24 protein-coding genes are annotated in these 24,629 nt (G+C 63.4%); 13 read left to right on the plus strand and 11 right to left on the minus strand.

Features of this window, described 5'->3' with window-relative positions; all coding sequences use genetic code 11:
• Nucleotides 1–121: 121 nt before the first annotated feature.
• Entirely contained in the window at nt 122–967 is an 846-nt protein-coding gene (locus IFT76_RS09510) for a TatD family hydrolase (protein WP_192058100.1), read from the minus strand.
• 121 nt (nt 968–1,088) lie between these two features.
• Between IFT76_RS09510 and IFT76_RS09515 the strand changes: the two genes are divergently transcribed.
• The 3 genes from IFT76_RS09515 to IFT76_RS09525 all read left to right on the plus strand — a co-directional run bounded on the left by IFT76_RS09515 (nt 1,089) and on the right by IFT76_RS09525 (nt 3,584).
• Complete coding sequence (locus tag IFT76_RS09515; protein WP_122476097.1) at nt 1,089–2,510, plus strand: transglycosylase SLT domain-containing protein; 1,422 nt, start codon at nt 1,089–1,091, stop codon at nt 2,508–2,510.
• 69 nt (nt 2,511–2,579) lie between these two features.
• Nucleotides 2,580–3,056 carry a transcription elongation factor GreB gene (gene greB, locus IFT76_RS09520; protein ID WP_192058102.1) on the plus strand — a complete coding sequence of 159 codons (477 nt, stop codon included), beginning with the start codon at nt 2,580–2,582 and terminating at the stop codon, nt 3,054–3,056.
• A 219-nt stretch (nt 3,057–3,275) separates the two neighbouring features.
• Nucleotides 3,276–3,584 (plus strand): class I SAM-dependent methyltransferase, encoded by a 309-nt coding sequence (locus IFT76_RS09525; RefSeq protein WP_122713797.1) that lies wholly within the window; start codon nt 3,276–3,278, stop codon nt 3,582–3,584.
• Nucleotides 3,585–3,599: 15 nt separating this feature from the next.
• Here IFT76_RS09525 and IFT76_RS09530 read toward each other — a convergent pair whose 3' ends face one another.
• The gene (locus tag IFT76_RS09530) at nt 3,600–6,104 is read right to left on the minus strand and encodes an ABC transporter permease (protein ID WP_192058104.1); all 2,505 of its coding nucleotides are present in this window, start codon (nt 6,102–6,104) and stop codon (nt 3,600–3,602) included.
• Nucleotides 6,104–6,787 (minus strand): ABC transporter ATP-binding protein, encoded by a 684-nt coding sequence (locus IFT76_RS09535; protein WP_192053139.1) that lies wholly within the window; start codon nt 6,785–6,787, stop codon nt 6,104–6,106. The genes IFT76_RS09530 and IFT76_RS09535 overlap by 1 nt, the downstream gene beginning before the upstream one ends.
• 11 nt (nt 6,788–6,798) lie before the next feature.
• Here IFT76_RS09535 and IFT76_RS09540 point away from each other — a divergent pair, with 11 nt between their 5' ends.
• The 3 genes from IFT76_RS09540 (at nt 6,799) to IFT76_RS09550 (ending at nt 8,815) form a co-directional block, all read left to right on the plus strand.
• The gene (locus IFT76_RS09540; protein WP_122476089.1) at nt 6,799–7,404 is read left to right on the plus strand and encodes an arylesterase; all 606 of its coding nucleotides are present in this window, start codon (nt 6,799–6,801) and stop codon (nt 7,402–7,404) included.
• Nucleotides 7,405–7,460: 56 nt separating this feature from the next.
• Nucleotides 7,461–7,754, plus strand: a complete 294-nt coding sequence (locus IFT76_RS09545) for a hypothetical protein (RefSeq protein WP_122476088.1) — start codon at nt 7,461–7,463, stop codon at nt 7,752–7,754.
• A 92-nt stretch (nt 7,755–7,846) separates the two neighbouring features.
• Nucleotides 7,847–8,815: a L,D-transpeptidase family protein gene (locus tag IFT76_RS09550; RefSeq protein ID WP_192058107.1), complete on the plus strand. Its 969-nt coding sequence runs from the start codon at nt 7,847–7,849 to the stop codon at nt 8,813–8,815.
• A gap of 70 nt (nt 8,816–8,885) precedes the next feature.
• On the opposite strand, the gene IFT76_RS09555 is transcribed toward IFT76_RS09550, so the two are convergent.
• The gene (locus IFT76_RS09555) at nt 8,886–9,137 is read right to left on the minus strand and encodes an Lpp/OprI family alanine-zipper lipoprotein (RefSeq protein ID WP_122476084.1); all 252 of its coding nucleotides are present in this window, start codon (nt 9,135–9,137) and stop codon (nt 8,886–8,888) included.
• Nucleotides 9,138–9,606: 469 nt separating this feature from the next.
• On the opposite strand from IFT76_RS09555, the gene IFT76_RS09560 reads away from it, so the two are divergent.
• Nucleotides 9,607–9,888 (plus strand): GNAT family N-acetyltransferase, encoded by a 282-nt coding sequence (locus tag IFT76_RS09560; protein WP_122476082.1) that lies wholly within the window; start codon nt 9,607–9,609, stop codon nt 9,886–9,888.
• A gap of 66 nt (nt 9,889–9,954) precedes the next feature.
• On the opposite strand, the gene IFT76_RS09565 is transcribed toward IFT76_RS09560, so the two are convergent.
• Nucleotides 9,955–11,028, minus strand: a complete 1,074-nt coding sequence (locus IFT76_RS09565; protein ID WP_122476765.1) for a 3-deoxy-7-phosphoheptulonate synthase — start codon at nt 11,026–11,028, stop codon at nt 9,955–9,957.
• Nucleotides 11,029–11,242: 214 nt separating this feature from the next.
• Between IFT76_RS09565 and IFT76_RS09570 the strand changes: the two genes are divergently transcribed.
• Nucleotides 11,243–11,743, plus strand: coding sequence for a universal stress protein (locus IFT76_RS09570; RefSeq protein ID WP_122476081.1), 501 nt, complete (start codon nt 11,243–11,245; stop codon nt 11,741–11,743).
• Nucleotides 11,744–11,864: 121 nt separating this feature from the next.
• Entirely contained in the window at nt 11,865–12,839 is a 975-nt protein-coding gene (gene cysB, locus IFT76_RS09575) for an HTH-type transcriptional regulator CysB (protein WP_043185743.1), read from the plus strand.
• 48 nt (nt 12,840–12,887) lie between these two features.
• Here cysB and IFT76_RS09580 read toward each other — a convergent pair whose 3' ends face one another.
• The 6 genes from IFT76_RS09580 to ppsR form a co-directional block, all read right to left on the minus strand.
• A complete protein-coding gene (locus tag IFT76_RS09580; protein ID WP_192058109.1) occupies nt 12,888–13,622 on the minus strand; it encodes a phosphoadenylyl-sulfate reductase in 735 nt (244 codons plus the stop codon).
• Between the two features lie 83 nt (nt 13,623–13,705).
• Complete coding sequence (gene pabB, locus IFT76_RS09585) at nt 13,706–15,049, minus strand: aminodeoxychorismate synthase component I (RefSeq protein ID WP_192058111.1); 1,344 nt, start codon at nt 15,047–15,049, stop codon at nt 13,706–13,708.
• Nucleotides 15,050–15,128: 79 nt separating this feature from the next.
• Nucleotides 15,129–16,115 carry an alpha-L-glutamate ligase-like protein gene (locus IFT76_RS09590; protein ID WP_192058114.1) on the minus strand — a complete coding sequence of 329 codons (987 nt, stop codon included), beginning with the start codon at nt 16,113–16,115 and terminating at the stop codon, nt 15,129–15,131.
• Nucleotides 16,115–17,650 (minus strand): osmotic stress tolerance membrane protein RloB, encoded by a 1,536-nt coding sequence (gene rloB / locus IFT76_RS09595; protein ID WP_122476074.1) that lies wholly within the window; start codon nt 17,648–17,650, stop codon nt 16,115–16,117. The genes IFT76_RS09590 and rloB overlap by 1 nt, the downstream gene beginning before the upstream one ends.
• Before the next feature lie 5 nt (nt 17,651–17,655).
• A complete protein-coding gene (gene rloA, locus IFT76_RS09600; protein ID WP_192058116.1) occupies nt 17,656–18,207 on the minus strand; it encodes a retropepsin-like aspartic peptidase RloA in 552 nt (183 codons plus the stop codon).
• 194 nt (nt 18,208–18,401) lie between these two features.
• Nucleotides 18,402–19,220 carry a posphoenolpyruvate synthetase regulatory kinase/phosphorylase PpsR gene (ppsR, locus tag IFT76_RS09605; RefSeq protein WP_192058117.1) on the minus strand — a complete coding sequence of 273 codons (819 nt, stop codon included), beginning with the start codon at nt 19,218–19,220 and terminating at the stop codon, nt 18,402–18,404.
• Between the two features lie 174 nt (nt 19,221–19,394).
• Here ppsR and ppsA point away from each other — a divergent pair, with 174 nt between their 5' ends.
• From ppsA to IFT76_RS09625, 4 genes are all read left to right on the plus strand, one after another.
• Nucleotides 19,395–21,770 carry a phosphoenolpyruvate synthase gene (gene ppsA / locus IFT76_RS09610; protein WP_122476070.1) on the plus strand — a complete coding sequence of 792 codons (2,376 nt, stop codon included), beginning with the start codon at nt 19,395–19,397 and terminating at the stop codon, nt 21,768–21,770.
• 204 nt (nt 21,771–21,974) lie between these two features.
• The gene (locus IFT76_RS09615; protein ID WP_122476068.1) at nt 21,975–22,961 is read left to right on the plus strand and encodes an alpha/beta fold hydrolase; all 987 of its coding nucleotides are present in this window, start codon (nt 21,975–21,977) and stop codon (nt 22,959–22,961) included.
• Between the two features lie 84 nt (nt 22,962–23,045).
• Complete coding sequence (gene rraA / locus IFT76_RS09620; RefSeq protein WP_122476067.1) at nt 23,046–23,531, plus strand: ribonuclease E activity regulator RraA; 486 nt, start codon at nt 23,046–23,048, stop codon at nt 23,529–23,531.
• 27 nt (nt 23,532–23,558) lie between these two features.
• Nucleotides 23,559–24,554 carry a zinc transporter ZntB gene (locus IFT76_RS09625; RefSeq protein ID WP_122476065.1) on the plus strand — a complete coding sequence of 332 codons (996 nt, stop codon included), beginning with the start codon at nt 23,559–23,561 and terminating at the stop codon, nt 24,552–24,554.
• Nucleotides 24,555–24,629 lie beyond the last annotated feature (75 nt).

Below are 24,629 nucleotides of genomic sequence, written 5' to 3' on the forward strand. Positions count from 1 at the left end.
TCGCTTGAGCCATTTCTGGATGGCATGACCTGTAGAGTCCTGCCACCGGCGAATTGTTCAGCTCTATCCTGGTCCGGATCAGTTGAGAACGATAATAGTCAGCCCTCGCATTGGCCGCGAATCAAGCTTCGCTATCGGCGCCATAGAGGCCAGCGGCGGCGCCGGGGATTTCGGGCAGGGCGAAAAACGCCCGCGCGCAGGCCGTCGTGCTCAGCGCCAGTTCGGCCATGCTTTCACCGCGATGCAGGGCCACTTCGCGCAGCACTTCACTGAGGAAGGCCGGCTCGTTGCGGCCACTCTTGGGTTTGGGGCGCAAGGTGCGCGGCAGCAGGTACGGGGCATCGCTCTCGAGCATCAACCGCGCGGCGGGAATGCTGCTCACCAGCGGGTGCAGGTGGGTGCCGCGACGCTCGTCGCAGATCCAGCCGGTGATACCGATGTGCAGGTCCAGGTCCAGATAGCCGAACAGCGCCTGCCGCTCGCCGGTAAAGCAGTGCACCACGGCGGCAGGCAGGTGGTCGCGGTAGTCCTTGAGAATGTCCAGCAGGCGCTGGTGGGCGTCGCGTTCGTGGAGAAATACCGGCAGCTGCAGCTCCACGGCCAGGGCCAGATGCTCCTGCAGCACCTTTTCCTGCTGTGGGCGCGGCGAGAAATCTCGATTGAAATCCAGGCCGCATTCGCCTACGGCCTTCACCCGCGGCACGCGCAGCAGGTCGCGCAGGCGTGCGGCGCTGTCGCCGTTCCACTCGCTGGCGCTGTGTGGATGAATGCCCGCAGTGCTGAACAGCCGCTCGCTCGACTCATCCCACTGCTGGCACAGTTGCAGCGCCTGTTCGCTGCCTTCGACGCTGGTCCCGGTGAGCACCAACTGACAGACGCCGGCCTCGTAGGCCCTCTGCAGAACCGCCTCGTGCTTCTGCGCGAAGCTGTCGTTGGTAAGGTTGACGCCGATATCGATGAGTTGCATGGTGCTACCTCGAAGCAGGAGGCGAAAAGCATACCAGAGCTTGGCGATTGGCAAGAAAGCCAAGAACTTCAGAAGGTTGTGGCGGTCCGTGAGGGGCTGCTCAGGACATTGCCGGGGAACCATGGGCCTTAGATCACTGATTGTCATGCTCTGTCTGGCCCTCGGGCTGCCCTCGGCTGCCGCCGCTCGTCCGGCGGGGCCTCCCCTGGCGGCGCACCCGGCCAAGGTCCGCGACCTGGCGCAGATCCAGTCGAGCAAGGTATTGCGCGTGCTGGTCAACCAGAGCCGCAACAGCTCTGGTCAGGTTCGCGGTCAGGCCATTGGCGTCGAATACCACCGCCTGCAGGCTTTTCAAGGTTATCTCAATGCTCACGCCGGCAAAGGCCAGGCGCTGCAGCTCAAGATCATCCCGCGCGCCAAGGAGCAACTGCTCGGCGCCCTGCAGCGCGGCGAAGGCGACCTGGTCGCGCCGGGCGAGTTGATGGAGCTGCACCCTTCCAGCAAGGTCGCGGCCAGCGATGCGGTGGTCGCCAATGTGCCTTTCGTGCTGGTGGGCGGCAAAGGCGGACGGCGTTACGTACGGGTCGAACAATTGGCCGGCAAGACCCTGGCCCTGTCCAACGGCAGCGCCGCAGGCGCTGCAATCGAACGTTTGAACCAGAAACTGGCGTTGCGCAAGCTGGCGCCCATCGACATCGAATGGGTCGACCCAAGCCTGGCCGCAGAAGACGTACTGGAGATGGTTCAAGCCGGGATCTACCCGTTGACCGTAGTGGAACTGCCTATCGCCGAGCGTTGGGCCAAGGTCATGCCGCGACTGCGGGTAGACCGTCGCGTGGTGCTCAGCGCACCGGGCTCGGTCAGCTGGTACGTGCGCCGCGACGCACCGCAGCTGGGCGCCAGCGTCGATCGCTTCCTGGCCTCTTACAAGGCGCCGAGCGACCAGGATGCCGCCTTCGTCAAGGTCTACCGCGGCTTGTACAAGGTTCACTATCCATTGGCCCGCAGCGACCGCCAGCGCCTCGAAAAGCTGCGCCCGGTGCTCCAGCGGCACGCCCGCGAGCAGCACATGGACTGGCTCAACCTCGCGGCGCTGGCCTTCAAGGAATCCAAGCTCGATCCGGCCGCCCGCGGTGGTGGCGGCGCGACCGGCCTGCTGCAGATCACCCCCTCGGCGGCGCGGCGGGTGGGCGTGGGCAACATCCAGAACCTCGACAACAACGTGCAGGCCGGGGCCAAATATCTGGCGATGATTCGCCGCAAGTTCTTTTCCAGCAACAAACTCAACGAACGTGAACGCATGGCCTTCACCCTGGCCGCCTACAACATGGGCCCTGAACGGGTGCAGGCAATGCGCAAGGAGGCCCGCCGCCGCGGCCTCAACCCCGATCAATGGTTTTTCCAGACCGAACGCATCGCCATGGAGCAGATGGGCATGGCCTCGGTGAGCTATGTCAACAGTGTGAACAAGTACTACCTGGCATTCGCCCGCGAACGCGACTCACTGGAGCCCGGCGCCCGCAAGCTGGCGTCTGCTCGCTGAACGCCCGGCGTACTGGCAGGGCAGGGCGTTTGCTGTAGGCTACGGCTTTGAGCCTGGCTGGAGACCGTGTTGGCAACGAACATCATTACCCGTGAAGGGCACGAGGCATTGAGGGCCGAACTCGATCATCTGTGGCGCGTCTATCGTCCGGAGATTACGCAGAAGGTCGCCTGGGCAGCATCGCTGGGCGATCGCAGTGAGAACGCCGACTACCAGTACAACAAGAAACTGCTGCGCGAGATCGATCGCCGGGTGCGCTACCTGCGCAAGCGCCTGGAAGACGTCAAGGTCGTCGATTATTCGTCCGAACAGGAAGGGCGGGTATTCTTCGGTGCCTGGGTCGAGATCGAGAACGATGAAGGCGCGCGCAAGACATTCCGCATCGTTGGCTATGACGAGATCTATGGCCGCAATGACTATATCTCCATCGACTCACCCATGGCCCGTGCCCTGCTGAAGAAGCAGGAGGGCGACGACATTGTCGTGCAGATCCCCGATGGCGAAGCGCTCTGGTACGTAAACCAGATTTCCTACAAGCCTGCCTGAATCCGGTGCGCATCCGTCGCAAGCCCTGCGAGTCAGGCGGTTGACTCGTGCCTGCCCGTTCACTAGGATTACCGCTCATGCGCCGATTTAGACAGCTACTTGCGGGGCGCCTGGGGGTTTTCACGAGCCCTCGAAATACCGCTAAAGCGCTGGTTCGGTGATGCCTCCCACCGCTGCCCAGCTCTCCCACATGAAGCGGTCGAGGCTGAGAACACCATCATGAACTGTCCCCGTCCCATCGTTTGCCTTGCGCCGATCCCGGCGAGCCCGTCCCTGCGCAATCCCCGTATCCTGCTGGTTGGCCAGCATCAGCCGAACCTGCTGCGCAGCCTCGATGGCTGGCCGCGTCGCCGTGGCAAGCCCGGTGCGTTCGTGGCGCGTTTCATCGACCAGCACAGCGCCTTGAAGAGCCTGCCCGACAACAGCTTCGAGCTGGCCGTGATCCAGGCACCGTCGGCCCGCGACGCCCACGAAGTGATTGCCCATGCCGTGCGCATCGCCCGGCAGGGGCTCATCACGCTGCGCTGAATCGCCCGTGGCGTTTCAGCCTTCCCTGAGCACCTGCAACGGGCTTGCGTTGAGGGCTCGACGGGTGCCGAACACCCCGGCGCCACCCACCAGCAGCGCGCCGATCAGTGGCAAGCAGAGCAGCCAGGGGTGCGGCGTCCAGACCAGGTCGAAGGCGTAGCGATACAGCACGAAGCTGATCAACTCGCTTCCCAGTGCTGCCAGCACACCACTGGCGGCGCCCAGCAGTCCGAACTCGATGCGCCGCGCCTTGACCAGCAGTTTGCGCTCGGCACCCAGCGCACGGAGCAGCGCGCCTTGGCGGATGCGTTCGTCCAGCGTGGCCTGCAGCCCGGAAAACAACACCGCCATGCCCGCTGCCAGCACGAACAGCAGCACGTACTCCACCGCCAGGGTGACCTGGGCGAGGATGCTGCGCAGCTGTTCCAGCAGCGCCTCGACCCCCAGAATGGTGGCCGCCGGGAATGCCCTGGACAGTTCGACCACCTGTGAATCATGACCAGGCGCAATATAGAAGCTGGTCAGGTAGGTGGTCGGTAGGTCGTCGAACGTGCCGGGCTGGAAGATCATGAAGAAGTTGGGCTGGAAGTTGTTCCAGTCCACCGTGCGCAGGCTGGTGACCACGGCATCGCGGTTGGAGCCGCCGATATTGAACGTCAGACGGTCGCCAAGCTTGAGATGCAGACTCTGCGCCACCCCTTCTTCGACCGACACGCCAGGTACGTCAGAGCGCTGGGCCGCATTCCACCATTGCCCGGCGGTTATCCGATTGCCGTTGGGCAGGTGCTCGGACCAGGTCAGGCTCAGGTCCCGCTGCACCGCGCGTTCACCGCGCGAGTCTTTTTCGACCAGCTCCTGCACTGGTGCATCGTTGATGTCGACCAGACGCCCCGGCATGACCGGGTACAGCGGCGCCGAGCGGGCGCCGGCCTGCTGCAGGTGGCCGGCAAAGGCATCGCGCTCGTCCGGCAGGATGTTCAGGGCGAAATAGTTCGGCGCGTCCTCGGGTAGCTGGTTCTGCCAGTTGTCCAGCAGCTCGCCGCGCAGCAGTGCGATCAGTGTCATTGCCAGCAGGATCAGGCCGAAGGCCAACGCCTGCCCGGCAGCCGCCAGGGGATGGCGCAGCAGTTGCCCGAGCCCCAGGCGCCATGGCAGGGGTGAACGCGCCAGCAAGCGGCGCAGGCTTTTCAAAGCCAGCAACAACAGGCCACCCAGGATCAGCGCCGCCAACAGGCCGCCGGCGAGCAGGGCGAACGTCAGCACCAGGTCCAGGCTCAACCGCCACATGATCAAGCCCAGCGCCAGCAGCGCGGTGCCATACACCAGCCAGGTGCTTGGCGGCACTGGCAGCAAATCACGACGCAGCACGCGCAAGGGCGGCACCGCGCCCAAGGCCGCCAGGGGCGGCAGGGCGAAACCGGCCAGCGCCACCAGCCCGGTGCCGATGCCGGCCAGCGCAGGAAACAGCCCTCCGGCCGGTACCACGGCTGGCAGCAGTCCGTGCAGCATCTGGAACAGCACCAGCTGCGCCAGCCAGCCGATCAGCGCGCCGCTCAGGCACGCCAGCAGCCCCAGCAGGGCCAGCTGCACGCAGAACATCAGCATCACCTCGCGCCGCGAAAGGCCGAGGCAGCGCAGCAGGGCGCTGGCATCGAAACGTCGCGCGGCGAAGCGGCTGGCCGACATGGCCACTGCCACGCCGGCCAACAGCACTGCCACCAGGCTCGCCATGTTCAGGTAGCGCTCGGCCTTGCCCAGGGCGCCGCCGATCTGCTGGTTGCTGTCCCTGGCATCACGCAGGCGCTGGTTGGGTTCGAGTCCCGGCTCCAGCTGCTTCTGATAACCGGCCAACCGTTCGGGAGCGCCGCGCCACAGTTCACGGTAGGTCACCCGGCTGCCCGGTTGCACTACATTGGTCGCAGCCAGGTCCTGCAGGTTGATCATCACCCGGGGCGTGAGGCTGTAGAAATTGCCGGCACGGTCCGGCTCGTAAGTCAGCACCCGTGCCAGGCGCAAGGTCTTGCTGCCTACATCCAGGGTATCGCCCACTTTCAGGTTCAGCGCGGCCAGCAGCCGTGACTCGGCCCACGCCTCGCCGGGCTTGGGCCCGTCCCCGGCGGTTTCCTCGCCATACGGCTGCGCTGCGCTCTTGAGCTCGCCGCGCAAGGGGTAAGCCTCATCGACCGCCTTGACGCTGGACAGCTGGATACCACTGTCGGCGGCAATCACGCTGGCGAATTCCACCACCCGCGCATGATCCAGGCCAGCGTTGATGCCTGCATCGATCTGCTCCTGACGCGCCGGGCTGCTGCCCTGCAGGATCAGGTCTGCGCCGAGAAACTCGGTGGCGCGCAACTGCATCGCGCCGTTGAGGCGTGCTCCGAAGTAGCCAATTGCGGTACTGGCAGCAACCGCCACCAGCAAGGCGAAGAACAGCACGCGCAGCTCGCCGGAACGCGCATCACGCAACAGCTGACGGGCGGCAAGGGCCACCAGTCGCAACATCGGCAGGCCGGCCATCAGGGCTCCAGGGGCGCGACGAGGCGCCCGGCATCGAGGCGGATCAGGCGGTGGCAGCGATGCGCCAGGCGTTCGTCGTGGGTTACCAGCACCAAGGTGGTACCGCGTTCCTTGTTGAGCTCGAACAGCAGGTCGCTGATGCGCTCGCCGGTATGGCTGTCAAGATTGCCGGTGGGCTCGTCGGCGAACAGCACGTCCGGTTCGGCCGCGAATGCGCGGGCGATGGCGACACGCTGTTGTTCGCCGCCCGAGAGCTGGCGGGGCGAGTGGGTCAGACGCTGGCCCAGGCCGACCCGTTCGAGCAACGTGCGCGCATGTTCTCGGGCATCCTTGCGGCCGTCGAGCTCCAGCGGCAGCATCACGTTCTCCAGGGCATTGAGGCTGTCGAGCAGTTGGAACGACTGAAACACGAAACCGACGTGTTCGGCTCGTACCCGCGCGCGCTGGTCTTCGTCGAGGGTGCCCAGGTCCTGGCCGGCCAGGGTCACGCTACCAGCACTGGGCAGGTCGAGGCCGGCCAGCAGGCCGAGCAGGGTAGACTTGCCCGAACCCGATGCGCCGACGATGGCCAGGCTGTCGCCTTTGGCCAATTCCAGCGAGAGTTCGTGCAGAATGGTCAGTTCACCTTCCGCGCTGGTGACCACTTTGCTAAGGTTCCGCGCTGTAAGAATGCTTGCGCCCATGGAGAGTCCCGATGCGAATGTGGTTGATGAGTGCTGGCCTGGGCCTGATGTTGGCCGCCCAGAGTGCAGCGGCAGGTACGGTACTGATCGTTGGCGATAGTATCAGCGCGGCTTTCGGCCTGGATACCCGTGCCGGCTGGGTCGCGCTGCTCGAGCAGCGCCTGGAACAGCAGGGTTTCAGCGACAAGGTGGTCAACGCTTCGATCACTGGCGACACCTCGGCCAATGGCTCGGCGCGGCTGCCCGCGCTGCTTGCAGCGCACAAGCCGGACCTGGTCGTGCTCGAGCTGGGTGGCAACGATGGCCTGCGCGGGATGCCCGTAACGCAATTGCAACAGAATCTTGCGTCGATGATCGAGGTCTCCCGCAAGGCCGGCGCCGAGGTCCTGTTGCTGGGCATGCAGTTGCCGCCCAACTACGGCGCGCGTTACACCCAGTCGTTCGCCCAGGTCTATCACACGCTGGCAGAAGAGAAAAAAGTGGCCCTGGTGCCATTTCTGCTCGAAGGGGTCGGCGGGGTGCCGACACTGATGCAGGCCGACGGCGTGCATCCCACGGCTGGCGCCCAGGGCAAACTGCTGGAAAACGTCTGGCCGACGCTCAAACCCTTGCTTTGACGCTTTTCTGCGCGCGGGCTTTCGGCTAATGTGGCGCCCCCTGTTTGGAGCCCCCGATGCCGCGTCCCGCCTGGTCCCTGTTTGCCTATCAATTGATCGAGCCCGACGATCAGCTGGACCTGTTCGCCTGCCAGGAAAGTCGCGTGCACCTGGCTGCGCGTCAGCTGGAACTGGGCGGTTCGGTGGACCGCACCCTGTGTGGAACCTTGCTCCCGGCCCAGCCGCGCTGGCTGGAAGTGCACAAGCTGATCTTTCGTGACCAACGGCTGTGCAAACTGTGCCGGGCCATCCTGTTCGCCCAGCGCAAGGGCACACGACCGGTATGGCCCGAGCTGCAGTCGATCCCCTGATCGGCGTCCTGACGGCCCCCGTCTACACGCGCCCGGCAACTGCGCGTACAATCGGGGCATTGTCCCGTTCAGTTCGACCAAGGATTTCCTGGATGCCGCCGAGCCTTTCCGTCCTCACCCGCAGCCTGTTGCTGGCCGCCGCATTCGCAGCGACGCCGGCCATGGCGCTGGAATTCCCGTTGCCACCTGCGGGTGAAGACATCATCGGCCAGGTGCAGACCATCACCGCCAGGTACGAGGACACCTTCGCCGACATCGCGACGGCCAATGACCTCGGCTATCTGGAAATGGTCGCTGCCAATCCTGGCGTCGACCCCTGGCTGCCGGGTGCCGGTACACAGATTGTCCTGCCGACTCGCTTCATTTTGCCGCCGGGTCCGCGCGAGGGCATCGTCATCAACCTGGCCGAGTACCGCCTCTACTATTACCCCAAGGGCGAGGACGTCGTGCGTACCTATCCGCTGGGGATTGGCCGGGAAGGGTGGGGCTCGCCCATCGCGCACACCAAGATCATCGCCAAGACCCCGAATCCGACCTGGACGCCGCCGGCCTCGATCAAGGCCGAGCATGCTGCAGACGGTGATCCGCTGCCCAATGTGGTGCCTGCCGGCCCGGACAACCCGCTGGGGCCTTTCAAATTCACCCTCGGCCTGCCGGGCTACCTGATTCACGGCTCGAACAAGCAGTTCGGCATCGGCATGCGCACCAGTCATGGCTGCTTCCGCATGTACAACGACAACGTGCTGGAGCTGGCCAGCATGGTGCCGGTTGGAACTGGCGTGCGCATCATGAACGAGTCCTACAAGTTCGGCATGAGCGGCGGCAAGGTGTACCTGGAAGCCCACGCGCAACTGACCGACAAGGGTGATCCGGTGACCCTGGACAGGCACACCGCCGTCATCAATGCGTTGCTCAACCGTCGCGACTTCGCCCCGGACATCAAGATGAACTGGGACGTGGTCCGTGATGTGGTCGCCGCCGAAGACGGCCTGCCGGTCGAAATTGCCGGGGCGGGTGTCCCGATGATCAGCAGCGCGCCTGGCAGCCCGCCCGCCCCCTAGTCGGCTGTTGCTGCGCCCATAAAAAAACCGACCCAGTGGGTCGGTTTTTTTACAGCCTCGGAAAAGGCTGTTACTTGCGGCTGGCCTTGTCGAGCATGCGCAGAGCGCGCTCGTTGGCTTCGTCGGCAGTCTGCTGGGCTTTCTGAGCGGCGGTCAGCGCTTCGTCAGCCTTGCGGTAGGCTTCGTCGGCACGGGCTTGCGAGCGCGCAGCGGCGTCTTCGGTAGCGGTCAGGCGAGCTTCGGTTTCTTTGGTTGCGCTGCTGCAACCGGTAGCCAGAACGGCGGCCAGGGCCAGTGCAGAGAATTTCAGAGCATTGTTCATTGTGTTCCCCTTCGAAGGACATTCTTTTAAGTAGCCATTTCTCATGAATGAGAAACTAGCCGCCGTACATACTACTCATTACTTGTAGTAAGTAAACGGACGCAGCGCAAGAGATGAAAAAAAATCCACCCATGCCCCGAGGGGCGGAACGTAACCCGCAAACCACGGTCTAGCGCTGGTTGGGCGCAATCCGGGGGCGTGCGCAAGTGCATCGCGTAATTGCTTGATGCATGAACTAAGGCAGGGTTTAAATGTCTTCGGCCGCACGCAGTTGAGGGATGGCCGGGAAGTCGAAAATGAGTTGCGGCGAAGACAATCAACTCGCCTGCACGCTGATGTTGTTTGCTGCCGTTGCAGGCATCACGATTGCGTTTGATGACAAAATCAGCACAGGCCTGCGCAACTGTTTCTTCGTTGTACAAAGAGCGGTAAGGTAGAGGTCTAAATCCAAGACCCGCGAGGAAACGCGATGAGCGAGGCGCTTTCGATCCACCACGACCAGGCCGGTCACCAGTTCGAAATCAATATCGACGGCCACCGTGCGTACCTCACCTACATGGACCTGGGCAAGCAGACCCTGGACATCTACCGCACCTTCGTACCCAACGCCTTGCGCGGTCGGGGCATCGCTGCGGCACTTACCGAGCAGGCTCTGGACTACGCCGAGAGTCATGGCTACACGGTGATCCCGTCGTGCTCCTATGTCGAGCGCTACATGGAACGCCACCAGCGCCGTGCGGCCAAGCTGTAGAAAGCCAGGCTGCGTCTGCATGCCGCAAGGCCGGGTCAGTGGAAGCTATGGACCCGGCCCTTGGCTTCAGCGGCTCCGCTTGGGCAACACATCCTTGAGTTTGGCGTGCATGCTGCGCAGTGTCTTTTCAGTGCTGGCCCAGTCGATGCACGCATCGGTGACCGATACGCCGTACTGCAGGTCGCCCAAGTCCTTGGGAATCGACTGACTGCCCCAATTCAAATGGCTTTCCACCATCAGGCCGATGATCGACTGGTTGCCTTCCAGGATCTGATTGGCCACGTTCTCCATCACCAGCGGTTGCAGTGCCGGGTCCTTGTTGGAGTTGGCGTGGCTGCAGTCGACCATGATGTTGGCCTTGATGCCTGCTTTTTCCAGCGCCTGCTCGCACACCGCCACGCTGACCGAGTCGTAGTTGGGCTTGCCGTTGCCGCCGCGCAGCACCACGTGGCCGTAGGCATTGCCCTTGGTGGTGACGATGGATACGCCACCTTCCTGGTTGATGCCCAGAAACCGATGCGCACTGGACACCGACTGCAACGCGTTGATGGCCACGGTCAGGCCGCCGTCGGTACCGTTCTTGAAGCCCACGGCCGAGGACAGGCCCGAAGCCATTTCACGGTGGGTTTGCGATTCGGTGGTGCGCGCGCCGATGGCCGACCAGCTGATCAGGTCCTGCAGGTACTGCGGCGAAATCGGGTCCAACGCCTCGGTCGCGGTAGGCAGGCCCATTTCGGCCAGATCCAGCAGCAGTTTCCGACCGATGTGCAGACCGTCCTGGATCTTGAACGAGTCGTCCAGGTACGGATCGTTGATCAGGCCTTTCCAGCCAACCGTGGTGCGCGGCTTTTCGAAGTACACGCGCATGACCAGGTACAGGGTGTCCGAGACTTCGGCGGCCAGCGCCTTGAGCCGGCGCGCATATTCGTGCGCTGCATCGATGTCGTGGATCGAGCACGGGCCGATGACCACGAACAGGCGATGGTCACGCCCATCGAGAATATCGCGCACCACTTCACGGCCAGCGGCCACGGTGGTGTGCGCGGCGGCACTGAGCGGGATTTCCCGCTTCAGCTGCGCAGGGGTGATGAGGGTTTCGTTGGAAGCGACGTTTAGGTCGTCGATCGGTAGGTCAGCCATCGTGTTACTCGTCAGGTCACGGGTGCCGGCCGCCAGCGAACCCCGCACGGCGAGGCACAGCATGATTATGAGCGGCGGGGGAGTCGAACCTTAGCGCGTTAGAGCGCATGCAGACAACGGATTTGTGCCATTGCCATGCGCCGACGACCGGTGCACGGCGGGCGGCACTGCTACGCTCAAGTATGCCTGTCGCATTGGCTACTTCGGAGGTCGCATGATCCGCTCCATGCTGTACGCCACTGACCTGGGGGTATATGCCCCGTTCGTCATGCAGCACGCCGTAGCCCTGGCGCGCAGTTTCAACGCGCAGCTGTATGTCATCCATGCCGTGGAGCCGATGGGCCTGATCGCCGAATCGGTGCTGCAAAGTTACCTGGACGAGTCCACGCTCGACCGCCTGCACAATCAAGGGCTCAATACCGTCATGGCCGGGATCGAGGAGAAGGTCCTGCAGAGCCTGCGCAGCGACCTGGGCGACGACGAGCCAGGCCTGGCCTTGATCCGCGCCGTGCGCGTGAGGCAAGGGGATCCAGCCGAGGTCATCCTTGACCAGGCGCAGCGACTGGCGGTGGACTTGCTGGTATTCGGCAGTCACAGCCACGGTGCCACTGTTGACGTTCCCCTGGGACGCACTGCGGCCCGCGTGCTGCAGCTGTCCCCGGTGCCGGTCTACATGGTGCCCCTGACCGAGCACCGCAGCCGACCCAGAGGATGAGTCTGGGTTGGTTATTTTTCCTACAAATTTAATAAAAAGTTCTAGATTTATTGTTACAACCTTTAATATAGTTATAACCCGTCGCCGACGACTGGCGGTTTTTCCTGTGTGAGGGATTCATATGAAGCTTCAGCAACTGCGCTACATCTGGGAGGTAGCGCATCATGACCTCAACGTCTCCGCCACGGCGCAAAGCCTGTATACCTCGCAGCCAGGTATCAGCAAGCAGATCCGCCTGCTGGAAGACGAATTAGGTGTTGAAGTCTTCGCACGCAGTGGCAAACACCTGACCCGCGTCACCCCGGCTGGTGAACGCATCATCACCACCGCCGGCGAGATCCTGCGCAAGGTGGAAAGCATCAAGCAGATCGCCCAGGAGTTCTCCAACGAGAAGAAGGGCACGCTCTCCATCGCCACCACCCACACCCAGGCCCGTTATGCATTGCCGACGGTGATCAGCAGTTTCATCAAGCAGTACCCGGATGTGGCCCTGCACATGCATCAGGGCTCGCCGATGCAGATTGCCGAAATGGCCGCCGACGGTACCGTCGACTTCGCCATTGCCACCGAAGGGCTGGACTCGTTCGGCGACCTGATCATGATGCCGTGCTACCGCTGGAACCGCTGCATTGCGGTGCCTCAGGGGCATCCGCTGACCAAGGTGCCGAAGCTGACGCTCGAGGCACTGGCCGAGTACCCGATCGTCACCTACGTGTTCGGTTTCACCGGTCGCTCCAAGCTCGACGAAGCGTTCTCGCGGCGTGGCCTGGCGCCGAAGGTGGTGTTCACCGCCGCCGATGCCGACGTCATCAAGACCTATGTTCGACTGGGCCTGGGTGTGGGCATCGTGGCCAAGATGGCGGTCGATACCAAGCTCGACAACGACCTGGTGGTGCTCGACGCCGATCACCTGTTCGAATCCAGCGTGACCCGCATCGGCTTCCGCCGTGGCACCTTTCTGCGCGGCTTCATGTGCGACTTCATCGAGAAGTTCGCGCCGCACCTCACCCGCGAGGTCATGGCCAAGGCCATCCAGTGCCACAACAAGCAGGAACTGGAAGCCTTGTTCGAAGGTGTCGAGTTGCCCGAGCATTGATTGCGCCGCCGTTCCCAGGCATGCCATGCCCAAGCGGCGTCCCGTGGCTCAGGTCTTGGCGATCAGATTGCCCGCGTGCAGCCCGCATTCCTTTTGCGTGGCTTCCTCCCACCACCAGCGCCCCTCGCGCTCGTGTTGGTTGGGCAGCACCGGCCGCGTGCAGGGCTCGCAGCCGATACTGATGAAGCCGCGCTCGTGCAGGCTATTGAAGGGCAGTTCGAGCATGCGGATGTAGCCCCACACCTCTTCGCTGCTCATCTGCGCCAAGGGGTTGAACTTGTACAGCGTGCGCTCGGCCGTCGAAAACGCGCCGTCCACTTCCACCGCCGCTACCTGGCTACGGGTGCCTGGGCTCTGATCGCGCCGCTGGCCGGTGGCCCAGGCGCTGACGGTGGACAGCTTGCGCCGCAGCGGCTCGATCTTGCGGATACCACAGCACTCGCCATGACCATCGCGATAAAAGCTGAACAGTCCCTTTTGCTTGACGAAAGGGTCCAGCAGCGCGTTGTCCGGCGAGACCAGTTCAATGGTGATCTGGTAGTGATCGCGTACCCGCTCGATGAAGCGATAGGTTTCCGGGTGCAGGCGGCCGGTGTCCAGGCTGAACACCTTGACGTTCTTGTTCAGTTTCCAGGCCATGTCCACCAGCACCACGTCTTCGGCACCACTGAAGGAAATCCAGAGGTCGTCGCCGAAGTTGGCGAAGGCGAGCTTGAGAATGTCCTGCGGGGACTTGGTCGCGTAGGTCGTCGCCATGTCGGCGACATCGAAGGGTTGGCTCATCAGGCGGCTTCCTGGTCAAAGTGGCGCTTGGCGCTCTATGTGGCGCAATGGTAACAAAAAAACACCGGGCGACATGACCCGGTTCAGAGCCCCGCGAGGGTATCCAGCAGCACGCTCACCTTGAAGATCGACTCTTCGTATTCGGCCTGCCACTGCGAGTCGGCCACGATCGCGCCACCGCCCCAGCAGCAGACCTGGCCGTCCTTGACCAGCAAGGTACGGATGGCGATGGAGCTGTCCATTTCACCGCGCACATCCAGGTACAGCAACGAACCACAGTAGATGGCGCGTTGTGTCGGTTCCACTTCGTCGATGATCTGCATGGCGCGGATCTTCGGCGCGCCGGTGATCGAGCCACCGGGAAAACTGCCGGCGAGCAGGTCCAGACAGTCCTTGTCCGCGGCCAACTCACCGGTCACGGCGCTGACCAGGTGATGAACGTTCGGATAGCTCTCCAGGGCGAACAGCTGCGGCACCCGCACCGAGCCGATCCGGCAGCTTCGGCCCAGGTCATTGCGCAGCAGGTCGACGATCATCAGGTTCTCCGAGCGGTCCTTGGCACTGGCCAGCAGCTCGCGACCCTGGCGCGCGTCTTCTTCGCGGTCGAGGCTGCGCGGGCGGGTGCCCTTGATCGGCCGGGTTTCGACATGACCAGCCGTGACCTTGATGAAACGCTCTGGCGAAAAGCTCAACAAGGCTGCGCCGCCAGCCAACTGCAGGTAGCCGGAAAACGGCGTAGAGCAGGCAGCGCGCACGGCCTGATAAGCGGCCCACGGGTCGCCTGCGCAGGCGGCACGAAAACGCTGGGTCAGATTGACCTGATAGCAGTCTCCGGCCTGGATGTAGGCCTGCACCTTTTCGAATGCCCGCCGGTACTGCTCCGCGGTTCGGTCCGGTGTCATCGAAGAGTGCAGCCGGAAGGCCGGCGCTTCGAGCGCGGTCGGTTGGGCGAACAGGTCGATCAAGCGTTGCCGTTCGCGTGCATCCAGCGCGGGATGGAACATCAATTCGCTGGTCTGCCGGCGATGGTCGCTGATCAGCGCCCAGGCGTAGAGGCCCAGGCTAGCGTGCGGCAGGTCGAGGTCGTCGTGGTTGGGCGCTGGCAGGGTCTCCAGCCTGCGGCCGAAATCGTAGCTCAGGTAGCCGATCAGCCCTCCGGCGAAGGGCAACTCGCAGCCGTCGGGCAATTGCGCCTGGCCCAGTCCGGCAAGCGCGACACGGGCCCGTTGCAGGTACTGCTGGCCGGACTCACCGGCGTGGACGCCGAAGGTCTGCAACGGCCAGGCGCTGATCAGGTCGAAGCGGCCGCGCTGGGCGATCGGCTGCGCGCTGTCGAGCAGCACCGCGCCAGGCGCGTGGCGAACCGCAGCGAAATAGGGCGCCGGGTCGGCCAGGTAGGGCAGGGCGTGAAGCGAGCAGGTTGGCATGATAGGTCGGTGGCCAGTAGCGGGGCTGGGATTGTAATGCAGCCGGGCGCCGCGTGTGCGGGTGGCGTGGCGTCCGCGCTCAGGTCACTGCTGCGGGCACATGACCGAACAGTGCCTGGACGAAGCGCGTGCGCTCTTCGACGGTTTCCACGATGCCTTCGGCCGCCAGCGCTTCCAGGTGTTTTTCCACGGCCTGGGTGCGCAGGGTCAGGCCGCAGTCGTTGGCAATCTGGATGTTCAGCCCGGGGCGGGCGTTGAGCTCCAGGATCAGCGGGCCTTTCTCCTGGTCCAGGACCATGTCGACGCCGATGTAGCCCAGCCCGCACAATTCGAAGCAGCCGGCGGCCAGGCGCATGAAGCCGTCCCAGTTGGGCAACTGCACACCGTCCACGGCGTTGGTGGTGTCGGGGTGCTTGCTGATGATGTTGTTCAGCCAGGTGCCGCGCAAGGTCACGCCCGTGGCCAGGTCGACGCCGACGCCGATGGCGCCCTGGTGCAGGTTGGCCTTGCCGCCCGACTGCCGGGTCGGCAAGCGCAGCATGGCCATTACTGGGTAGCCCATCAGCACGATGATGCGGATGTCCGGTACGCCTTCGTAGCTGATGCTCTTGAAGATCTGGTCGGGGATCACCCGGTATTCGATCAGCGCGCGGTCACGGTGCCCGCCCAGCGAATAGAGGCCGGTGAGGATGCTGGAAATCTGGTGCTCGATGTCTTCGCGGCTGATGATCTTGCCCGACACGGTGCGAAAGCGCTCCTCGAAGCGGTCGGCGACCACCAGGATGCCGTCACCGCCAGCGCCCTGGGCCGGCTTGACCACGAAGTCACTGCGCCCGCCGATGATCTCGTCGAGGCGATCGATCTGTTTTTCCGTGGAGATCACCCCGAACATCTCGGGCACATGGATACCCGCCGCGATGGCGCGTTCCTTGGTGATGATCTTGTCATCGACGATGGGGTACAGGCTGCGCCGGTTGTACTTGAGCACATAGTCGGCGTTACGCCGGTTGATGCCCATGATGCCGCGGGCCTCCAGCGCTTTCCAGGTTTTCCACAGGCCGAACATCAGGAGTCGGCCTGCTTGAGAAAGGCCTTGAAACGCACCAGTTCGGTCAGCCGGTAGCCGCGGTAGCGGCCCATGGCGAGCATGAAGCCCACCAGGATCAGCAGGATCGCCGGGAAGGTGAACACGAAGTACACCAGCTCCGGCACGCTCATCAGGATATGCGCCAGGGAGGCGGCGAACAGCGTGCCCACCGCGACCTTCAAGGCATGCCCGCTGCCGCGCTCTTCCCAGGTGATCGACAAACGCTCGATGGTCATGGTCAGGATCACCATCGGGAACAGCGCCACCGACAACCCGCGCTCCAGGCCCAGCTTGTGGCTGAACAGGCTGATCGCGGCAATCAGCACCACGACGAAAGTGAGCACCACGGACAGCCTGGGCAGCATCTGCAGCTTCAGGTGTTCCAGGTAGGAGCGCAGCGACAGCCCCAGCGCGGTGATCACCGTGAACAGGATGATGCCGAAGCCCAGCTGGGTTTCGCGGAATGCCAGGGCGATCAGCACCGGAGTGAAGGTGCCCAGGGTCTGGATGCCGATCAGGTTGCGCAGGATCAGAATCACCAGCACGCCGATCGGGATCATCACCATGATCATGAAGGTCTGCTGGGTCTGCAGCGGCAGGCCGTACAGGCTGTACTCGAGGAAGTCGGCGTCGGTGTTCTCGTCGGTCAGCTTGGCCAGGCGAATGGCGTTCATCTCGCTGTTGTTCATGGTGAAGGTGACGGTTGCCTTGCGGCCACCCTCGACGCTCACCAGGTTTTCGTCACCCGTCCACCACAGCAGGCGATCCTCGGGCAGGCCCTGCTCGCCGGTATCGGGGTTGAAGTACAGCCAGTCGTTGCCGTTGAAGCTGCGCAGCCACAGTTCCGGTGTCTGCGCCTGGTCGGCGAGCAGGCGCACGGTGTGGACCTTTTCCATCGGCACGTGGGCGATGGACAGCAGCAGGTCGATGATGCGTGCCTTGTGCAAGGTCGAGGTGTCGCCGGCCAGCAGCAGCTTGACGTTGTCGTCGGCCAGATTGTTGACCCGCTTGATGGTTTCGCCGACGAAAGTCTCGACATCGGCCGAATGCTGGCGGATGGGCGCCAGCAATGCTTCGGCGGCGATCTTTTCCGGGCCTTCCACGGCCAGGCTGTCGCGGAAGATCGGCCCCTTGACCTTGATTTTTTCGCCGCTGTAGCGCTTGGTCAGCACCAGGCGGTAGTACAGCGTCTGGTTGCCCGAAGCGCGCCGGGCCGACCAGGTCACCTTGCGGTTGCCGTCCAGACGATTGACGCTGACCCCGTAGTTGTTGGAGATGAAGCTCTCGTTGAGGCTCACATAGTCACGACTCAGTGGCGGCACGAACATCTGCACCTTCACCGGGTCCTTGGCGCTGGCGACGAATTCGACCTTGGCGTCGATGTTCCACAGATCGTCGGTTTCGTCTTCGGTCACCGGGATGCCGAGTACGAGGATCTGATAGGCGGTGATGGCGATGCCCAGCCCCACCAGCGCGGTGATCAGGATCTTCAAGTGCAGGGTTAGAGCGCGCATTGAAATTACTCTGCGATGGTGGCGACAGTGGCGCAGGCGGGTTTGCCGGCAGCGTGTTTGCGGCTGGGGTCGACCAGCGCATCGAAGCGGGTGAGCGCATCGGAGCCGATCAGCAGCGGGTAGTCGAATGCGGTGCGGTCGGTGAGGTTGACTTCGATGCGGCGCTGGGTATGGCCCATGCACACGTCGAGTTCGATCACCGGCCGCTGGGTGTGGGTCTTGCGTTCGCGGGCACTGCATTCACAATCGTCGGCGCGTCGCTTGATGGAGCTCACGCGCACCAGCGGCCGCTCGATGGGGTGGGAATGGGCATTGTCGATCGCCAGGTAGAAGCGCACCCAGGGTTGGCCATTGCGCTTGAAACGCTTGATGTCACGGGCACTGAGCGAGGCGGTCAATGCGCCCGTATCGAGTTTGGCTGCGACCCGCAGGTTGATGTCGGTCAACTGTGCGTACTCGTTCAAGCCGTAGGTGGTCTTTTCGGCAGCCAGGCCCAGGCCCGGAATGAACGGAATGAATAAAAGGCTGAACAGGCGGGAGAGGGGTTTGAGAGTCATGAATTGAAATTATGAATACCGAATCGGGCACCGCAAAAACGTTTCGCGGGTAACAGGAAGAGAGCACCGCATTCTAGCACGGTGCTTTCGTGCCGCCAGCGCAGGCACAGTCGGGCGAGGCCTTGGAGTGCGAAACGACCGTGAAGTTCGAGGGTCGACCGCTCGTCAGGGGTGGGCGCCACGGGTGCAGGCGCCTATTTGAAGCGCCGTTCGACGCCTTTCTCGACGAGGATCTTGGCGGAGATTTCTTCCACCGAAAAATGGGTCGAGTCGATGTTCGGAATGTTCTCGCGGCGAAACAGGCCTTCCACCTCGCGCACCTCGAACTCGCACTGGGCGAAGCTGGCGTAACGGCTGTTGGGCTTGCGTTCGTGGCGGATCGCGGTGAGTCGATCGGGGTCGATGGTCAGGCCGAACAGCTTGTGCTGGTGGGCCCTGAGCGCGGGTGGCAACTGCAGGCGCTCCATGTCGTCTTCGGTCAGCGGGTAGTTGGCGGCGCGGATGCCGAATTGCATGGCCATGTACAGGCAGGTCGGGGTCTTGCCACAGCGCGACACGCCCACCAGGATCAGGTCGGCCTTGTCGTAGTAGTGGGTTCTGGCGCCGTCGTCGTTGTCCAGCGCGAAGTTGACCGCTTCGATGCGTTCCATGTAGTTGGCATTGTGCGCAATGGAGTGGGACTTGCCCACCGAGTACGAGGAATGTGCGCTGAGCTCCATTTCCAGCGGGGCGAGGAAGGTCGAGAAGATGTCGATCATGAAGCCGTTGGAGGTGGCGAGGATCTCGCGGATGTCCTGATTGACGATGGTGTCGAAGATGATCGGTCGCACACCGGCCTTTTCGGCGCAGTTATTGATTTGCTGTACCATGGCCCGAGCCTTGTCCACGCTGTCGATATAGGGCCGCGTGAACTTGCTGAAGGTAATGTTTTCGAACTGCGCCAGTAGACTTTGCCCCAGCGTTTCGGCGGTAATGCCGGTACCGTCGGAGATGAAGAATGCAGATCGTTTCATTGTGCGCCCCGGCCCTTAGGCAACTGACGATTCTTGGATATGATAGGCCCGATTGACGGCCAGCATTGCCAGGCATTCTCGTTCATTTCCGAGGCTGCGGCCACAGCCCCCCGCGTGCGACGATTCGCGCCGGGCATCCCGAGCTTTTCCAACCCAGTCAGTGGAGAGATCACCTTGGTAGAGTACGTAGTTTCCCTCGATAAGCTTGGCAACAATGATGTGGAACACGTGGGGGGCAAGAATGCGTCCCTGGGCGAGATGATCAGCAATCTGGCTGGTGCCGGCGTGTCGGTGCCTGGCGGCTTTGCCACCACCGCCCAGGCCTATCGCGACTTCCTCGACCTGAGCGGGCTCAACGAGCAGATCCACGCGGCCCTCGATGCGCTCGACGTGGACGACGTCAATGCCCTGGCTCGCACCGGCGCGCAGATCCGCCAGTGGGTCATGGAGGCCGAGTTCCCCGAGCGTCTCAACGAAGAGATCCGCATCGCCTTCGCCGAGCTGTCCAAGGGCAACCCGGACATCGCCGTTGCCGTGCGTTCCTCGGCCACCGCCGAAGACCTGCCCGATGCCTCCTTTGCCGGCCAGCAGGAAACCTTCCTCAATATCCGCGGTGTCGAGAACGTCATTCGCGCGGCCAAGGAAGTCTTTGCCTCGCTGTTCAACGACCGCGCCATCGCCTACCGCGTGCACCAGGGCTTCGACCACAAGCTGGTTGCCCTGTCGGCCGGCGTGCAGCGCATGGTGCGTTCGGAAACCGGCACTGCCGGGGTGATGTTCACTTTGGACACCGAGTCCGGGTTCCGTGACGTGGTGTTCATCACCGGCGCCTACGGCCTGGGCGAAACCGTGGTGCAAGGCGCGGTGAACCCCGACGAATTCTATGTGCACAAGCACACCCTGGAGGCCGGTCGTCCGGCGATCCTGCGGCGCAACCTGGGCAGCAAGGCGATCAAGATGGTCTACGGCGACGAAGCGCGCGCCGGACGCTCGGTCAAGGTAGTGGACGTCGACAAGGCCGAACGTGCGCGTTTCTGCCTGACCGATGCGCAGGTCAGCGAGCTGGCCAAGCAGGCGATGATCATCGAGAAGCACTACGGCCGGCCGATGGACATCGAGTGGGCCCAGGACGGCGACGACGGCCAGCTGTACATCGTCCAGGCGCGCCCGGAGACAGTGAAGAGCCGCTCCAGCGCCAACGTGATGGAACGCTACCTGCTCAAGGAAAAGGGCACCGTGCTGGTCGAGGGCCGCGCTATCGGCCAGCGCATCGGCGCCGGCAAGGTCCGCATCATTCACGACGTCTCCGAGATGGACAAGGTCCAGGCCGGTGACGTGCTGGTTTCGGACATGACCGACCCGGACTGGGAACCGGTGATGAAACGCGCCAGTGCCATCGTCACCAATCGCGGCGGGCGAACCTGCCACGCCGCGATCATCGCCCGCGAGCTGGGCATTCCGGCAGTGGTGGGCTGCGGCAACGCCACGCAACTGCTCCAGGACGGCCAGGGCGTGACGGTGTCCTGCGCCGAGGGCGACACCGGCTACATCTTCGAGGGCGAACTGGGCTTCGACATCAAGCAGAATTCGGTCGACGCCATGCCCGAGCTGCCATTCAAGATCATGATGAACGTCGGCAACCCGGATCGCGCCTTCGATTTCGCCCAGTTGCCCAATGCCGGTGTCGGCCTGGCGCGCTTGGAGTTCATCATCAACCGGATGATCGGCGTGCACCCCAAGGCGCTGCTCAACTACGACACCCTGACCCCGGAAATCAAGGACAGCGTAGACAAGCGTGTGGCCGGCTACAGCGACCCGGTGAATTTCTACGTCGACAAGCTGGTCGAGGGCATCAGCACCCTGGCTGCGGCCTTCTGGCCGAAAAAAGTCATCGTCCGGCTGTCCGACTTCAAGTCCAACGAATACGCCAACCTGATCGGCGGCAAGCTCTACGAGCCGGAAGAAGAGAACCCGATGCTGGGCTTCCGCGGGGCGTCGCGCTACATCAGCGAGTCGTTCCGCGACTGCTTCGAGCTCGAATGCCGGGCGATGAAGCGGGTGCGCAACGAAATGGGCCTGACCAACGTCGAGATCATGGTGCCGTTCGTGCGCACCCTGGGCGAAGCGTCGCAGGTGATCGACCTGCTCGCCGAGAATGGCCTGGCCCGCGGCGACAACGGTCTGCGCATCATCATGATGTGCGAGCTGCCGTCCAACGCCATCCTGGCCGACGAGTTCCTGGAGTTCTTCGACGGCTTCTCGATCGGTTCCAACGACCTCACCCAGCTCACCCTCGGCCTGGACCGCGACTCGGGGATCATCGCCCACCTGTTCGACGAGCGTAACCCGGCGGTCAAGAAGCTGCTGGCCAATGCCATCCAGGCCTGCAACAAGGCCGGCAAGTACATCGGCATCTGCGGCCAGGGCCCGTCCGATCACCCTGACCTGGCCAAATGGCTGATGGAGCAGGGCATCGAAAGCGTGTCGCTGAACCCGGACTCGGTCCTGGAAACCTGGTTCTTCCTGGCAGAAAAGGAAAGCGTCGTTTAAGCCGTCCCACCCCAGACCGGTGTGTCCTTTCCGGCACCCCGGTCCCCTGTATCACCCCAGACCGGTGTGTCCTTTCAAACACCCCGGTCGCCTGTAGCAGCGGCGCAAGCCGCGTCGCCCTTGATCCTGCCCTTCACGCACAGATCAACACAGACGCGGCTTGCGCCCCGGTTACAGCCCCATTCATTCAGACGCAAGTGCCTTATGCAAAGCAGCAGTACCCTCTTTCCCGTCGCGCTGCTCAGTGCCGAGCGTCGCGGCGACCTCAGCGAAGACATCTACCGCATCAAGGCCGCCAACAGCCCCGACCCCAGTGTCGAGCTGGCGTTGACGCGCCTGGGCCTGGCCGATCAACCCGGTGCTCGCGGGGTGCCGGTGATCCTTCTGCATGGCAGCTTTTCCAACCGGCGCTTCTGGTACTCGCCCAAGGGCATAGGCCTGGGGCCTTGGCTGGCACGTCGCGGATTCGACGTATGGATAGCCGAAATGCGCGGCCACGGGCTGTCGCCGCGCAACCAGCACTACGCCAGCAATACCGTGGCCGACTACGCCCGCTACGATCTTCCGGTCATCGGTGCGTTCGTCGCCGAGGTCAGTGCTCAGACGCCGCATTGGATCGGGCATTCGCTCGGCGGCATCACCCTGGCCGCCGCCTTGGGTGGGGGCTATCTGCAAGGCGATCTGGCAGCGTCTGCGGCCCTGTTCGGTGCCCAGGTCAGTCGACGTCACTGGCAGTTGCGGATTCCTCCGCTGAACTGGGCCGCGCGCCGCCTGCTCAAGCGCTATCCACACATTTCCGGGGCCCGCCTCAAACGTGGCCCGGAAGACGAGCCGGTGGGCGTTGGCCTGGAATGGATGCGCTGGAAAGGCCTGTTCGGCCGTTTCGGCGATGCCGAGCGGGACTGGTGGCAGGGGCTGGGCGAAGTGAAGCTGCCCATCCTCGCCGTTGCGGCGGTCGGTGACCTGCAGGATCCAAGCTGGGACTGCCGCCAGCTGTTCGAGCAATTTGCCGGGAGCCACAACCAGTTCGTCAACCTGGGCCGCGCCCAGGGCTTCGGCGACGACTTCGACCACGTGCGCATGCTGGTCAGCGCGCAAGCCCAGGCCGAGGTCTGGCCGCTGGTCGGGACCTGGCTGAGCGACCCCTACCGGCCGCTGCTGCCCGGCGCGACACCGTTGGCGACGACCTGAGCATGGTCTAGGCTGTGAGGGCCGCGCCGCGTCCGGTGCAGGCTACTGGCTCTTGCAGCCGCCATTCGCCCCAGGAGCAATGCCATGCACTATCTGACCCCCGACCTGTGTGATGCCTACCCCGACGTCGAGGTGCTCGAGCCGATGTTCAGCAATTTCGGTGGCCGCGACTCCTTCGGCGGCCAGATCGTCACCATCAAGACCTTCGAAGACAACTCGCGAGTACGCGAGCAGGTGGCTCTGGATGGCACCGGCAAGGTGCTGGTGGTCGACGGTGGAGGCTCGCTGCGCAAGGCGCTGCTGGGCGACATGCTTGCCCAGAAAGCCGCGGAGAACGGTTGGGAAGGCCTGGTCATCTATGGGTGCGTGCGTGACGTCGACATGCTCGCGCAAACCGATGTCGGTGTGCAGGCCCTGGCCAGCCATCCGATGCCGACCGTCAAGCGGGGTCTGGGTGATCTCGATGTGAAGGTCAGCTTCGCCGGTGTCACATTCGTTCCCGGCCACTATCTGTATGCCGACAACAACGGCATCATCGTCTCGCCAGAGGCGTTGAGCATGCCCGAATGACAACTTTCCATCAGTAACGGGGACACGATGTACGAGGAAGAAAATGCGCAATGGGGGCTGGTGCATGCCCTGTTGCTGGACGGCAAGGGAGGTGCGCGGTCGGTTGCCCGGACCGATATCGACGGGCTGCAGCTGCAACCTCACCAGAGCCTGTGGCTGCACTGGGACCGCAGCCATCCCCAGACCCGTGACTGGTTGCGCCGCAATAGTGGCCTGAGCGAATTCAGCTGCGACCTGCTGCTGGAGGAGAACACCCGCCCGCGCTTGGTCCCGTTGCCCGACGATGAACTGCTGCTGTTCCTGCGTGGGGTCAATCTCAATCCAGGAGCCGAGCCCGAGGACATGGTCTCGGTGCGGATTTTCGCCCAGGCCCAGCGCATCATTTCCCTGCGACTGCGGCCCTTGCGCGCGACCGACGACCTGCTCGAACAGTTCGCCGCCTGCAAGGGCCCGAAAACCGCTTCGGAGTTGATTCTGTACCTGGCTCAGCACTTGACCGAAAAGGTCCAGGCACTGGTCGAAGACCTCTCCGACATCGTCGATATGGAGGAAGACAAACTCGACGCCGACGAACGGTACACGCCCGAGCACGGCAGCATTTTGCAGCTGCGCCGAAGGGCGGCCGGGCTGCGGCGCTTCCTCGCGCCGCAACGCGATATCTTTGGCCAGTTGGCGCGCAACAAGGTGCCCTGGTTCGTCGACGACGACGCCGACTACTGGAACGAACTCAACAACAGCCTGACCCGTTATCTGGAAGAGCTGGAACTGGCGCGCGAGCGCGTGGGGCTGGTGCTCGAGGCCGAAGACCGGCGTCAGAGCGAGCGCATGAACCGCACCATGTATCGCTTCGGCATCATCACCGGCATCTTTCTGCCGATGAGCTTTCTGACCGGTCTGCTGGGCATCAACGTCGGTGGCATTCCCGGTTCCGACAGCCCCTATGGTTTCACCATTGCCTGCGCATTGATGGTGGCCGTAGCGTTGGGCCAGTGGTTGTTGTTTCGACGCTTGCGCTGGGTCTGACACGGAATTTACCCTGTGCTCGCCGAGACCTTTGTGACTCACCGCCGCAGGGTCTCGTCTTTGAATGAAATTCGC

The organism is Pseudomonas sp. CFBP 13727, assembly GCF_014841915.1.
Taxonomy (GTDB): domain Bacteria; phylum Pseudomonadota; class Gammaproteobacteria; order Pseudomonadales; family Pseudomonadaceae; genus Aquipseudomonas; species Aquipseudomonas baltica.

Coding starts and splice junctions, on each gene's coding strand:
- IFT76_RS09570 (WP_122476081.1), top strand. CDS start 11,243: ATGATCCGCTCCATGCTGTACGCCACTGACCTGGGGGTATATGCCCCG.
- ppsR (WP_192058117.1), bottom strand. CDS start 19,220: ATGAAACGATCTGCATTCTTCATCTCCGACGGTACCGGCATTACCGCC.
- cysB (WP_043185743.1), top strand. CDS start 11,865: ATGAAGCTTCAGCAACTGCGCTACATCTGGGAGGTAGCGCATCATGAC.
- IFT76_RS09580 (WP_192058109.1), bottom strand. CDS start 13,622: ATGAGCCAACCCTTCGATGTCGCCGACATGGCGACGACCTACGCGACC.
- IFT76_RS09590 (WP_192058114.1), bottom strand. CDS start 16,115: ATGTTCGGCCTGTGGAAAACCTGGAAAGCGCTGGAGGCCCGCGGCATC.
- IFT76_RS09540 (WP_122476089.1), top strand. CDS start 6,799: ATGCGAATGTGGTTGATGAGTGCTGGCCTGGGCCTGATGTTGGCCGCC.
- IFT76_RS09510 (WP_192058100.1), bottom strand. CDS start 967: ATGCAACTCATCGATATCGGCGTCAACCTTACCAACGACAGCTTCGCG.
- IFT76_RS09565 (WP_122476765.1), bottom strand. CDS start 11,028: ATGGCTGACCTACCGATCGACGACCTAAACGTCGCTTCCAACGAAACC.
- IFT76_RS09615 (WP_122476068.1), top strand. CDS start 21,975: ATGCAAAGCAGCAGTACCCTCTTTCCCGTCGCGCTGCTCAGTGCCGAG.
- IFT76_RS09560 (WP_122476082.1), top strand. CDS start 9,607: ATGAGCGAGGCGCTTTCGATCCACCACGACCAGGCCGGTCACCAGTTC.
- IFT76_RS09535 (WP_192053139.1), bottom strand. CDS start 6,787: ATGGGCGCAAGCATTCTTACAGCGCGGAACCTTAGCAAAGTGGTCACC.
- rraA (WP_122476067.1), top strand. CDS start 23,046: ATGCACTATCTGACCCCCGACCTGTGTGATGCCTACCCCGACGTCGAG.
- IFT76_RS09515 (WP_122476097.1), top strand. CDS start 1,089: ATGGGCCTTAGATCACTGATTGTCATGCTCTGTCTGGCCCTCGGGCTG.
- IFT76_RS09525 (WP_122713797.1), top strand. CDS start 3,276: ATGAACTGTCCCCGTCCCATCGTTTGCCTTGCGCCGATCCCGGCGAGC.
- rloA (WP_192058116.1), bottom strand. CDS start 18,207: ATGACTCTCAAACCCCTCTCCCGCCTGTTCAGCCTTTTATTCATTCCG.
- IFT76_RS09625 (WP_122476065.1), top strand. CDS start 23,559: ATGTACGAGGAAGAAAATGCGCAATGGGGGCTGGTGCATGCCCTGTTG.
- pabB (WP_192058111.1), bottom strand. CDS start 15,049: ATGCCAACCTGCTCGCTTCACGCCCTGCCCTACCTGGCCGACCCGGCG.
- IFT76_RS09555 (WP_122476084.1), bottom strand. CDS start 9,137: ATGAACAATGCTCTGAAATTCTCTGCACTGGCCCTGGCCGCCGTTCTG.
- IFT76_RS09545 (WP_122476088.1), top strand. CDS start 7,461: ATGCCGCGTCCCGCCTGGTCCCTGTTTGCCTATCAATTGATCGAGCCC.
- rloB (WP_122476074.1), bottom strand. CDS start 17,650: ATGCGCGCTCTAACCCTGCACTTGAAGATCCTGATCACCGCGCTGGTG.
- IFT76_RS09530 (WP_192058104.1), bottom strand. CDS start 6,104: ATGGCCGGCCTGCCGATGTTGCGACTGGTGGCCCTTGCCGCCCGTCAG.
- IFT76_RS09550 (WP_192058107.1), top strand. CDS start 7,847: ATGCCGCCGAGCCTTTCCGTCCTCACCCGCAGCCTGTTGCTGGCCGCC.